The organism is Nonomuraea sp. MG754425, assembly GCF_021699195.1.
GTDB lineage: Bacteria > Actinomycetota > Actinomycetes > Streptosporangiales > Streptosporangiaceae > Nonomuraea.
Genome location: NZ_SSXE01000263.1, coordinates 1 through 10,800, shown reverse-complemented (window position 1 = coordinate 10,800; position 10,800 = coordinate 1). Strand labels below are relative to the sequence as shown.

The 10,800-nt window shown below is 72.6% G+C and carries 12 protein-coding genes; 1 reads left to right on the top strand and 11 read right to left on the bottom strand.

Annotation, left to right across the window (positions count from 1 at the left end):
• From FAF44_RS48670 to FAF44_RS48660, 3 genes are all read right to left on the bottom strand, one after another.
• Window positions 1-575, bottom strand: a 575-nt coding sequence (locus tag FAF44_RS48670) for a LacI family DNA-binding transcriptional regulator (protein WP_237110277.1), incomplete at its 3' end; no start/stop codon positions are given.
• 34 nt (window positions 576-609) lie between these two features.
• Window positions 610-1,068 carry a MaoC family dehydratase gene (locus tag FAF44_RS48665; protein WP_237110276.1) on the bottom strand — a complete coding sequence of 153 codons (459 nt, stop codon included), beginning with the start codon at window positions 1,066-1,068 and terminating at the stop codon, window positions 610-612.
• Window positions 1,065-1,943: an amidohydrolase family protein gene (locus tag FAF44_RS48660; protein WP_237110275.1), complete on the bottom strand. Its 879-nt coding sequence runs from the start codon at window positions 1,941-1,943 to the stop codon at window positions 1,065-1,067. The genes FAF44_RS48665 and FAF44_RS48660 overlap by 4 nt, the downstream gene beginning before the upstream one ends.
• Before the next feature lie 215 nt (window positions 1,944-2,158).
• On the opposite strand from FAF44_RS48660, the gene FAF44_RS48655 reads away from it, so the two are divergent.
• Window positions 2,159-2,788: a proteasome activator gene (locus FAF44_RS48655; protein ID WP_237110274.1), complete on the top strand. Its 630-nt coding sequence runs from the start codon at window positions 2,159-2,161 to the stop codon at window positions 2,786-2,788.
• Between the two features lie 32 nt (window positions 2,789-2,820).
• On the opposite strand, the gene FAF44_RS48650 is transcribed toward FAF44_RS48655, so the two are convergent.
• From FAF44_RS48650 to FAF44_RS48615, 8 genes are all read right to left on the bottom strand, one after another.
• Window positions 2,821-3,993, bottom strand: a complete 1,173-nt coding sequence (locus FAF44_RS48650; RefSeq protein ID WP_237110273.1) for a serine hydrolase — start codon at window positions 3,991-3,993, stop codon at window positions 2,821-2,823.
• A 123-nt stretch (window positions 3,994-4,116) separates the two neighbouring features.
• On the bottom strand, window positions 4,117-4,698 hold the full coding sequence (locus FAF44_RS48645) for an ATP/GTP-binding protein (RefSeq protein WP_237110272.1): 582 nt from the start codon (window positions 4,696-4,698) through the stop codon (window positions 4,117-4,119).
• On the bottom strand, window positions 4,679-5,029 hold the full coding sequence (locus FAF44_RS48640; RefSeq protein ID WP_237110271.1) for a DUF742 domain-containing protein: 351 nt from the start codon (window positions 5,027-5,029) through the stop codon (window positions 4,679-4,681). The genes FAF44_RS48645 and FAF44_RS48640 overlap by 20 nt, the downstream gene beginning before the upstream one ends.
• On the bottom strand, window positions 5,026-5,451 hold the full coding sequence (locus FAF44_RS48635) for a roadblock/LC7 domain-containing protein (RefSeq protein WP_237110270.1): 426 nt from the start codon (window positions 5,449-5,451) through the stop codon (window positions 5,026-5,028). The genes FAF44_RS48640 and FAF44_RS48635 overlap by 4 nt, the downstream gene beginning before the upstream one ends.
• Window positions 5,444-7,837: a nitrate- and nitrite sensing domain-containing protein gene (locus tag FAF44_RS48630; RefSeq protein WP_237110269.1), complete on the bottom strand. Its 2,394-nt coding sequence runs from the start codon at window positions 7,835-7,837 to the stop codon at window positions 5,444-5,446. Before FAF44_RS48630 ends, FAF44_RS48635 begins: the two co-directional genes overlap by 8 nt.
• A 229-nt stretch (window positions 7,838-8,066) precedes the next feature.
• Window positions 8,067-9,242 (bottom strand): acyl-CoA dehydrogenase family protein, encoded by a 1,176-nt coding sequence (locus FAF44_RS48625; RefSeq protein WP_237110268.1) that lies wholly within the window; start codon window positions 9,240-9,242, stop codon window positions 8,067-8,069.
• Between the two features lie 48 nt (window positions 9,243-9,290).
• Window positions 9,291-10,475, bottom strand: coding sequence for a DUF1266 domain-containing protein (locus FAF44_RS48620; protein ID WP_237110267.1), 1,185 nt, complete (start codon window positions 10,473-10,475; stop codon window positions 9,291-9,293).
• A 69-nt stretch (window positions 10,476-10,544) separates the two neighbouring features.
• Window positions 10,545-10,800 (bottom strand): hypothetical protein (locus FAF44_RS48615; RefSeq protein ID WP_237110266.1); only part of this gene is annotated, 256 nt, incomplete at its 5' end.

The following is a 10,800-nucleotide window of genomic DNA, read 5'->3' as shown; positions in this document are numbered from 1 at the left end:
CCGAGGAGGTGCCGCGTGGCGTCGGCGGCGGCGCGGCGCTCGTCGAGCGCGATGGCGACCCGGCCCCGGTCGGGGGCGGCCGGCTCGGCGGCGGCGACGGCCGGGACGTGCTCCGGCAGTGCCTCCAGGACCGCGACCCCCAGCGGGTCGAACGCGATCACCACCACCCCGCCGGCTCCGGCGTCGGCGACGTGGTCGACGGTCTGCTTCACCTCGGCGGATTCGGCCGACTCCACGACCCTGATGCCCATCGCCATGCCCTCCGCCCTGGCGGCCTCCTCCAGGCCCTGAAGGACGGCGGCGTAGCCGTACAGGATGGTGTTGGAGGTGACCACGGTGATGCCGCGGGCGCGGCCCAGGCTCAGGGCGCGGGCGGTGCGGCTGGGCCGGAAGCCGAGGCTCTCGATCGCCGCCAGCACCGCCGTGCGGGTCTCCGGGCGCACCCGCGGCGACTCGTTCAGCACGCGGGAGACGGTCTGGTACGACACTCCCGCCGCGGCGGCGACGTCGCGGATGCTGGGCGCGCCCGCGCCGCGGGCGGCGGAGCGGGGCGCGCGTCGAGGAGTCGGAGTCACGATCACATGGTAGGGGGGCCGGGCGCGGAGGCTGTCAGGCGTAGTGGCGGTAGATGGCGCGGGCGACGCAGGCGGGCTTGGCCTGGCCGTCGATCTCGACGGTGAGGTCCACGTGCATCTGGACGCCGTCGCCGGGCACGTCCTCGACCTCGGCGACCCGGCCGGCCAGACGGATGCGCGCGCCGACCCGGACCGGGCTGGGGAAGCGCACCCTGTCCAGGCCGTAGTTGACGCTCATCCCGACACCTTGCAGGTCGAGCAGCTCGCCGAACAGGGGGATGACCAGGGAGAGGGTGAGATGGCCGTGCGCGATCGTGCCGCCGAACGGGCCGCGCGCCGCCCGGTCCGGGTCGACGTGGATCCACTGGTGGTCGTCCGTGGCGGCGGCGAAGGCGCGCACCCGGTCCTGGGTGATCTCCAGCCAGCCGGTACGTCCGAGGTCGGAGCCGGCCAGCGCCTTGATCTCGGCCAGGCCGCGGGCGGTGACGGTCATGCCGCGTTCTCCTTGGGTGTGAGGCCGAGCAGGCGGGCCGCGTTGTCCTTGAGGATCTTGGGGCGGACCTCCGGCTTGATGTCGAGTCCGGCGAAGTCGGCCAGCCAGCGGTCCGGGGTGAGCACCGGGTAGTCGGAGCCGAACAGGACCTTGTCCTGCAGCAGGCTGTTGGCGTAGCGGACGAGCTGCGGCGGGAAGTACTTCGGCGACCAGCCGGACAGGTCGATGTGGACCGACGGCTTGTGCGTGGCGATCGCCAGGGCCTCGTCCTGCCAGGGGAACGACGGGTGCGCCAGGATGATCTTCAGGTGCGGGAAGTCCACCGCCACGTCGTCGACCAGCATCGGGTTGCAGTGCCGCAGGCGGATCCCCGCCCCGCCCGGCACGCCCGCGCCGATGCCGGTCTGCCCGGTGTGGAACAGCGCGATCGCGCCCAGCTCCTCGATCACCTCGTACAGCGGGTAGGCGAGGCGGTCGTCCGGGTCGAAGCCCTGGATGCCGGGGTGGAACTTGAAGCCGCGCACCCCGTGCTCGGTGACCAGGCGGCGGGCCTCGCGGGCGCCGGCGCGGCCCTTGTGCGGGTCGATGCCGCCGAACGGGATGAGCACGTCGGCGTGCCGGGCGCAGCTCTCCGCGATCTCCTCGTTGGCGATGCGCGGGTGGCCGGTGGCGTGCTCGGCGTCCACGGTGAACACCACCGCGGCCATCCGCCGTTCGCGGTAGTAGGCGGCCATCCGGTCGATCGTGGGGCGCTCGTGCGCGCCGAAGTACTGCGCCGAGGCGCCGAACAGCTCGGGGCTGAGCGAGGTGTGGCCGTCGGCGGAGACCTCGACATGGGTGTGCACGTCGATCGCGGTCAGCTCGTCGATGTTCATGACCCGTCACCTCGCGTGGAGAACGTGGGGCATTTTTATGACTTGCGGGGAATTTTTGCCTAATATGGCGGATCCGTCCAGCGCGGACGCGTACGTCGTCTGAGCCGGGCGCGCCGCCACGCACTCCGCGCCGGGGCGCGTGAGCGGCGCTAACCGGGGCAGGGTGCGTCTTGACCGCGCTTTCGAGCGATCCGCGACCTCACGGGGGCGCCGACATGACCTCAGCACCCGACCCGCGCCGGCCGGACGGACCGCGCGGCCCGCACCAGCCGGACGGCTTTCCCGGCGACGGCGACCCGCGCGGGAACGGCGGCGGCTCACGTCAGGGCGGCCCACCTCAGCAGGGCGAGCGGCTCGGTGACGACGGCGGCTCGCACCGCCCTGGCGGCTCGCACCGCCCGAGCGGCTCGTTCGGCGACGACGGTGACGGCGGCGAGCAGAGTCCGGAGTCGGCGGTGGAGGCCGAGATCGGGCGGGTCAAGGAGCCCGCGAGGCTGCTGCGCGTGAGCACGATGGCGCGCTCGCTGCTCGACGAGGCCCGCGGGCTGACGCTGGACGAGCACGCCCGCGACGCTCTGCAGCACATCCACACCCGGGTGGTCGAGGAGATCGGCGACTCGGTGGCGCCCGAGCTGCGGGAGGAACTGGAGCGGCTGCTGCCCGCCTCGTCCGGGACGCTCACCCAGTCGGAGATCCGCATCGCGCAGAGCCAGCTCGTCGGCTGGCTGGAAGGCGTCTTCCAGGGCATCCGGGTCGGGCTCACCCTTCAGGCGGGCCGCGTCGAGCTGCCCCGCCCGCCCGGCTCCCAGCCGCCGTCCGGCCCGCCGGCGGGCCCCTACCTCTGAGCGGCCCTACCTCTGAGCGGCACCGCCGGTGGTCAGCCGGCGGCGCAGCGGTGGGTGGCCTCGACGAGGCGCCGGACGCGGTCGGCCCCGCCCTCGATCAGCTCCGTCATCCGGTTGGGCACGTAGGCGAAGCCCAGCTCGTGGTCCGGGTCGGCGTAGGCGAAGACGCCCGTGACGCCCGGATGCCCGAACGCGGTGGGGGAGCAGTCGCCCGGCCACATCGGGCCGCCGGGCAACAGGAAACCGCGCCCGTACGAGGTACGGCAGCGCAGGACCAGGTCCATGCCGCTGGCCTCGACGGTGCGCGCCCGGTCGGCCGTCTCCGGGCGCAGCAGGCGCACGCCCTCGACCTCGCTCACGAGCGCGGCGTACATGCGGGCGAGCCCCGCCGCGTTGCCCGTCCCGCCGCAGGAGGGGATCTCGGCCTGGGGCAGGTTGAGGGCGGCCAGCGGGTTGCCCGCCACGGCGACGGTGCCGAAGGTCGAGCGGTGGAAGAGCGAGGCGGGGTCGCAGATGGCCCGGTTCAGGCCCGCGAGAGCCGGGTCGGCGCGTCCCTGGAGGAGTTGTGCCTCGGTGGGGGGCACGAGGGCGGCCAGCCGCCCTTCCCATCCTGCGGGCAGGCCGATGTGCAGGTCGAGCCCCAGCGGGGCGGCGATCTCCGCCGCGAAGAAGCGCTGCACCGACAGGCCCGTGACGCGCCTGATCACCTCGCCGACCAGCCAGCCCATGGTCAGGCAGTGGTAGCCGTGCGCCCGTCCCGGCCGCCACGCGGGCCGGGCGGCGGCCAGGGCGTCGCTCACCGCCGCGTGCTTCTCGAGGTCCGGCAGGGTCAGCGGCGGATCGACGGCCACGACCCCCGACCGGTGCCCCAGCACCCACCGCAGCGGGATGTCCGCCTTGCCGGCCGCCGCGAACTCCGGCCAGTACTCCGCGATCGGCGTGTCGAGATCGAGCCGGCCGCGATCGACGAGCAGCATCGCGGCCGCGGCGACCAGCCCCTTGGTGGCCGAGGCCAGCAGGGTGACGGTGTCGCGCCGCCAGCCGTCGTGCTCGCCCGCCCGGCCGCCCCACAGGTCCACGACGGGCCGGCCGCGCTGGTAGACGGTCACCGACGCGCCGTGCTCCCGGCCCTCGTCGAAGTTGCGCGCGAACGCCTCGCGCACGGCCGCGAACCCGGGTTCGCACCTCCCGTGGATCTCGGTCAAGGCCCCCTCCTCGCTGACTGGCCGATCCGGGCGCGGGAGGAGACGGTCGTTCGGGGGCCTCGGACGTGACGCCCCCTGGCTACCCGGGCCGGACCTGGCGAAACGCACGCCCCGGGCGGGCCGTCAGGCTCTCTCGACCGCGTACGTCACGAGCGTGGTGAGCACCTCCTTGACCGACACCCGCCGCCGCACGTCGCACATCACGACCGGGATGTGCTCGCCCAGGCCGAGCGCCCGCCGCACCTTGGCCGGCTCGTACCGGCGGGCGCCGTCAAAGCAGTTCACCCCCACCACGAACGGGATCCCGCGCTGCTCGAAGTAGTCCACCGCCGGGAAGCAGTCCTGGAGGCGGCGGGTGTCGGCGAGCACGACGGCGCCGAGCGCGCCCAGCGTCAGCTCGTCCCACATGAACCAGAACCGGTCCTGGCCCGGCGTGCCGAACAGGTACAGCCACAGCCCGTCGCGGATGGTGATGCGGCCGAAGTCCAGCGCCACGGTCGTGGTGGTCTTGGACTCCACGCCCGAGGTGTCGTCCACCCCGATGCCGCGGTCGCTGAGCAGTTCCTCGGTGTGCAGCGGGCGGATCTCGCTGATCGTGCCCACCATGGTGGTCTTGCCGACCCCGAAGCCGCCCGCGATGAGGATCTTGATGGCCAGGGCCGACGAGACGGCGGCCGTACCCGGCTCAGAGACTGCGTAGCCCATCCAGCACTTCCCTGTAGATGCGTTGGTCGATCGTCTGCGCCGCGGGACGCGGGCGCTCGATGCCGATCAGGCCGTCCCGCCGCAGGTCGCCGAGGATCACGCGGGTGATGTTGAGCGGCAGCCTGAGGTGTGCCGCGACGTCCGCCACCGGCGTGGGCCGGCGGCACAACGACAGCACGGCGCGATGCTCGGGCATCAGGTCGCCGGGCTCGGGGGCGTCGTGGGCCGTGGTGACGATGGCCACCAGGTCGAACGCCTCACCCTGCGGGCGCGCCCGTCCGCCCGTCAGCCCGAACAGCCGGACCAGTGGCCCGGGGTCCTCTCCTGTCACGGTTTCGCGCCGTTCCAGGCGGGTGCCGGTGCCGCTCCCCTCGGGTTCGCGGACAGGTGCTCGCCGACCCGCTTGACCATCAGCGCCATCTCGTACGTGACCATGCCCAGCTCGGCGTCGGCCGTGGCCAGCACGGCCAGCCGGGCCCCCTGGCCGGCGGCGGCCACGAAGAGGAAGCCCTCGTCCATCTCGATGATCGTCTGCCGGACGCCGCCCAGCCCGAAGTGCCGGCCCGCCCCCATGGCGAGGCTGTGGCTGCCGGCGGAGATGGCGGCCAGGTGCTCGGCGTCCTCCCTGGTCAGGTCGCGGGAGCTGCCCATGGACAGCCCGTCGGCGGACAGCACGATGGCGTGCCGGATGCCGGGCACGCGCTGGATGAGGTCGTCGAGCAACCAGCTCAGTTCGCTTCTGGGGTCAGGCATCGGGTTGGTCGTCCTTTCGGTTCCACACGTCGTCCTCCTGCTTGGCCTGCCGGCGGCCTTCCTGCCAGCCGCGTTGCATGGACGACATGAGTTGTGCGAGTTTCTCGGGCGAGCGCCCGCCGCCTTCGCGCCGTTCCGGCCGCGTGTCGGAACGCAGTTGCGGGGCGAGGCTGGCCTGCGGGATCCGCATCGGCAGCCCGTCGAGATCCTCGTCCGCCTCCTGGGGCGGCACGGTGACGCTCCAGCCGGGAGACGGTCCGGAGGTCGTGGCGGGACCGGGCAGCGGCTCGGGGTCCTGTTCGGGCCTGGCCTCGGGCTCGAACCAGGTGCCGCGTACGGGCCTGGTCCCCAGGCCGTTGGTGGAGCCGTGCGCCGAGCTCGACCCGTTGCTCGACCCGTTGCTCGAAACGCCGACCGGCACGGCGTCGGGCACGGCGTCGGGCACGGCGTCGGGCACGGCGTCGGGATCCGTGGCCGATCCGGCGGTGAGGGCCGGCGGCCGGGCGTCGGCGAGCAGCGCGGCGGGCAGTAGCACGATCGCCGTCGTCCCGTCGTACGGCGACCGCCGCAGCATGATCTTGATCCCGTGCCGGGCCGCGAGGCGCGACACCACGAACAGCCCCAGCCGGTCGCTGTCGGCCAGGTCGAACTCGGGCACGTCGGCCAGCCGGGCGTTGAGGCCGTCGAGGGTGGCGTCGGCCAGCCCCAGCCCCCGGTCCTCGACCTCCAGCGCCATGCCGTTGGCCGTCGTCACGCCGCGCACCTGCACGGTCGTGTTGGGCGGGGAGAAGACGGCCGCGTTCTCCACCAGCTCGGCCACCAGGTGGATCACGTCGGTGACCGCGGCTCCGACCAGCAGCGGGGCGTGCGGCATCGGCGAGATGGTCACGCGGGTGTAGTCCTCCACCTCCAGCACCGCCGCGCGGACCACGTCGAACAGCGGCACCGGGTCGCGCCAGCGGCGCGCGGGGGAGGAGCCGGACAGGATGATCAGGTTCTCGGCGTGCCGGCGCATGCGGGTGGTGAGGTGGTCGAGCTTGAACAGGTCCTCCAGGACGTCCGGCTCCTCCACCCGCCGCTCCATGACGTCCAGCAGCGAGAGCTGGCGGTGCAGCAGCGCCTGGTTGCGCCGGGCCAGGTTGAGGAAGACCTGGCCGACGCCCTTGCGCAGGGCCGCCTGGCCGACCGCCGCCTCGACCGCGGTGCGGCGTACGGCGGAGAAGGCGCGCACGACGCGGTCCACCTCGGCGGTCTCGGCCGCGGCGAGCCCGGGGGCCTCGGTGGCCGGGTCCACGTCGTCGCCGCGGCGCAGCCGTTCGACCAGCCGGGGCAGCCGCTGCTCGGCCAGCTCCACCGCCGAGCCCTGCAACCGCTTGAGCTCCTCGATGAGCGAGCGGCCGAAGCGGTAGGAGAGCCACAGGGACAGGAGCACCGCGGCCAGGCCCAGCAGCAGCACCGCCCCGATCCGCCAGAACGCCCCGGTCTTCTGCGCCTCGCCCGACGCCGCGGCGCGGGCCAGTTCGGCCTGCGTGTCGAGGTTGATCTGGGCCAGCACGGACTCGGCGACGCCCTGCCACCCGGAGGCCGACACCGGAGGCGGCCCGCCGGTGTCGTACGAGAACAGCTCGTCCTCGACCGCCACCACCCGCCGGTACGCGGCGCCGTCCACGAGCTTGTCATACCTGGCGCGCAGCTCCGGGCTCACGTCGCGCTCGGCGTTGGCGAGGGTGAGCCGCCGGGCGGTCATCGCCGAGACGAACGCGGCGCGGTCGCTGGGCGTCATGGTGCGGCGCACGATCGTGCTGGTGAGCACGGCGTGCTCGCGCCACAGGTACTCCGCCGAGGTGCTGTAGGCGGTCATGCCGCGCACCGTCTGGTAGGACGAGGCGTCGCTCATCGCGTCGCGGTCGGTGAACTGCTGGTTGGCCACGGAGATCAGGTTGTTGTACGCCTCGATGATCGTCAGCGGCGGGGCCAGCACGCCTCCGTCGGCGGAGGCGCGCAGCGACTGGAGCCCGTCGAGGGCCTGCACCATCGCCTGCACCTGCGCGGGCGGCTCCCCGTCCGGCGACTCGACGTCCAGCGAGGCGATCACCTCACGCAGCCGCTCGACGTGGTCGTCGGTGACCCGCCGCTGGTCGGTCAGCGGCTTGTACGTCGCGGTGCTCGACGGAGCCTCGGCCGAAAGCTGGCGCTCCTTCTGTAACTCGACGATCAGCCGCAGCACCGGCGACCCGATCGACTCCCACCGGTCCTGGATCTGGGAGACCGTGGCGATCTCCGACACGCTGGAGTAGGCGATGACTCCCCAGAGGGCCACCATGGAGACCAGCGGAAGCAGGAGAACCCTGAGCAGCTTGGTGCGAATCGGCGGGGGCGAGCTCATCGTTCATGTCCAATTCAGCGTGTGGTGATGCGCCGCCGGGCGTCGTGACGTCTGGTGTCCAGCCCCCGAGTTTTGCCCGCCATGACTGGATGCGCCTGTGGTGCGTCCACTATGCCGACGGTGCAGGGGGACTTCAAGGTACGGATGCGAATAAAGCTCCGAATGTGGTGTTGACTCTTTGTCAGCACACGGTTCGTGACCGTAGTGGTGCGCGGCTCACGGTGAGTCGTCAGACGAAGGCGCCGTGCCCCGTGATCGCCCGGCCCACGATGAGCGTGTTGATCTCCCGGGTGCCCTCGTAGGAGTAGATCGCCTCGGCGTCGGCGACGAACCTGGCGATGTCGTAGTCGAGGATGATCCCGTTCCCGGCGAGCAGTTCCCTGGCCCAGCCGACCACGTCCCGCATCCGGGTCGTGCAGTACGCCTTGGCCAGCGCCGAGTGCTCGTCCCTGAAGACGCCGTCATCCTGCAACTGCGCCAGGCGCACCACCATGCCCAGGCAGGCCGTCGTGTCGCCGAGCATCCTGACCAGCAGGTCCTGGACGAGCTGGAAACCGGCGATGGGCCGGCCGAACTGCTCGCGTTCCCCCGCGTAACGCAGCGCGATCTCGTACGCGGCGAGCATGACGCCGACCGCCTGCCAGGCCACCCCGCTGCGGGTCGTGCGCAGGATCCTGGCGGTGTCGCGGAACGAGTTCGCCCCGCTCAGCCGGTTGCCCTCCGGGACCCGGCAACCGGACAGCGTGATGTCGGCGTTCTGCACCGTGCGCAGCGCCATCTTGTTCTCGATCTTCGTGGCGGTGCACCCCGGCGTGCCCTTCTCCACCACGAACCCCTTGACCTGCCCGTCCGCCACGTCGCGGGCCCAGACCACGATCAGGTCGGCGAAGGTGCCGTTGCCGATCCAGCGCTTGGCCCCGTCGAGCACCCACGTGCCGTCCTCACGCCTGGCCGTGGTGCGCAGGCCGCCCGCCACGTCCGAACCGCCGGACGGCTCGGTGAGCGCGAACGCGCCGATCTTCTCCATCCTGCTCATCGCGGGCAGCCAGCGCTCCCGCTGCTCCGCCGAGCCGCAGGCGGCGACGCTGCCCATGGCCAGCCCCGTGTGCACGCCGAAGAACGTCGCCATCGACGGGTCGGCCCTGGCCATCTCCAGCGCGAGGAACCCGCTGAGCAGGCCGCTGGGCCTGGGACCCGGGCACTCGGGGCAGGCCAGCGTGGCGATGCCCAGCTCGGCGTACTCCTTCACCAGCTCCACGGGGAACTCCGCGCGCGCCCAGCACTCGTTCGCGATCGGCACGACCTTCTCCCGCAGGAACGCGCGCACCCGCAGCAGGGTCCCGCGCTCCTCGGCGGTGAGCAGGCTCTCGAACGCGTACAGGTCTCCGGTCAGCAGCTCGGACATGGTGCGACTGCTACCCGGCACACGCGTGATGACACGGGAGAGCGCAGGTCAGGGCCGGTCGAACGGGAGGTTGCGCCAGGGGCCGGCCGGGTCCTGGGTGAGGATGCGGTGCGGGACGACCGCGGATCCGTACATGTGACCGAACGACTCGTCGTCGAAGCGCAGCACCCGGCCCAGGATGTAGCCCGCCGAGTACTCCTCCCACGTCCGGTACACCTGCCGGGCCAGCTCGCCCGCCTTGACCACCGCCTGCTCGGCCTCGGACGGCTCGGCGAAGCGGGCGCTCAGCCCCCACCGCGCGAAGTTCACGGCCCGGCCGAAGTCGTAGCCCAGCGCCGAGACCACGTACCCGTCGGGCGGCAGGACGCCGTCGGCGCGGAAGCGCTCCTCGTAGCGGACGACCTTCGCGACGAGCCCCATGAGCTGGTCGATGGCCTGCGGCCCGACGCCCCGCTGGGCCAGCACGCCCGCCGCCGCCCGCTGCCAGGCCGACGGGTCACGGTGCGCGCCCGGGTGCTGCCGGGCCAGCTCGTCGCGCACGCGCAGCAGGAACTCCGGCTCCCACGGGCTGTTACGTCCTTCCAGCAGCGCCACCGTCTGCGCGTGCCAGTTGGGCCGGTCGGTGACGCCCCAGGAGTCGCGCAGGGTCTCGACGTCCTGCTCGTAGCTGCTGTAGACGTCGCCGATCTCGTTCCAGATCACCCCGTTGTGCACCGCGAGGTGCGCGCCGCAGGCCAGCCCGTGCGCCAGCGGCCCGAACAGCGGGCCGGTGTGCCGGGTGAGCAGCCGGTCGGCGTCGTGCCCCCGCTTCGGCAGGTTCTTCTTCAACGCCTTCCAGCGCTTGCGGTCGCGCTTGGCGTCGGGGAAGTACGTCCCGGACGGGCTGCCCGGGTTGACGAGCAGCCCGTGCAACTCGCCGCCCCACCACTCCTCCGGCGGGAAGGGCAGCGAGACGGCGCAGGCCACGACGTCGGGACGGCGCGGGGGCAACTCACCGCGCGTGTAGACGACCAGGCAGTCCTGGCCATCCGGCCCTTTCTCCGTCAGCCAGTTGATGACCAGCTTCCTGCGGTCCACCTGGTCCTTCGGCTTGTACGAGAACGTGTCGGCGCTCAGCAGGACGCTCAGGTACGCGTCCCGGTCGCCCCGTGACCTGGCGTCGAGCAGCGCCCGCTCGACGTCGGTGGGCGGCACCCACGACGCGCCCGGCACGTTCTTGATCGGCATTCCCATAGCGGCCGACCCTAGCGAAGCCGGCCGGCAGAAGCCGGTTGATCACGGCGAACCTCGCTATCTGTGGACTCAGGGAATGATCAGCTCCATGATCTGAAAAATCAGGACAAGGGCCACCCCTGCCACGAGGATGAGCCACCGGAGGTCGAGCCAGTTCGGCCGTGCGGACCGGGCGTGGGCGTCCGGGTCGAGCAGGTCGCGCAGGATCGGGTTGATCTGGCCCTCCGGCAGCAGTTGCGCGGCGGCCTTGTGCTCCAGGTCGGGGATCAGCAGCGGGAGGCGGGAGCGCACGTCGGACGGCTGGCGGGTGGCCGCCCAGGCGCGC

What these genes read in the sequence shown, in the direction of transcription:
- FAF44_RS48620 (WP_237110267.1), bottom strand. Translation starts at nt 10,475, where the DNA reads ATGGGAATGCCGATCAAGAACGTGCCGGGCGCGTCGTGGGTGCCGCCC.
- FAF44_RS48655 (WP_237110274.1), top strand. Translation starts at nt 2,159, where the DNA reads ATGACCTCAGCACCCGACCCGCGCCGGCCGGACGGACCGCGCGGCCCG.
- FAF44_RS48630 (WP_237110269.1), bottom strand. Translation starts at nt 7,837, where the DNA reads ATGAGCTCGCCCCCGCCGATTCGCACCAAGCTGCTCAGGGTTCTCCTG.
- FAF44_RS48645 (WP_237110272.1), bottom strand. Translation starts at nt 4,698, where the DNA reads ATGGGCTACGCAGTCTCTGAGCCGGGTACGGCCGCCGTCTCGTCGGCC.
- FAF44_RS48660 (WP_237110275.1), bottom strand. Translation starts at nt 1,943, where the DNA reads ATGAACATCGACGAGCTGACCGCGATCGACGTGCACACCCATGTCGAG.
- FAF44_RS48635 (WP_237110270.1), bottom strand. Translation starts at nt 5,451, where the DNA reads ATGCCTGACCCCAGAAGCGAACTGAGCTGGTTGCTCGACGACCTCATC.
- FAF44_RS48665 (WP_237110276.1), bottom strand. Translation starts at nt 1,068, where the DNA reads ATGACCGTCACCGCCCGCGGCCTGGCCGAGATCAAGGCGCTGGCCGGC.
- FAF44_RS48625 (WP_237110268.1), bottom strand. Translation starts at nt 9,242, where the DNA reads ATGTCCGAGCTGCTGACCGGAGACCTGTACGCGTTCGAGAGCCTGCTC.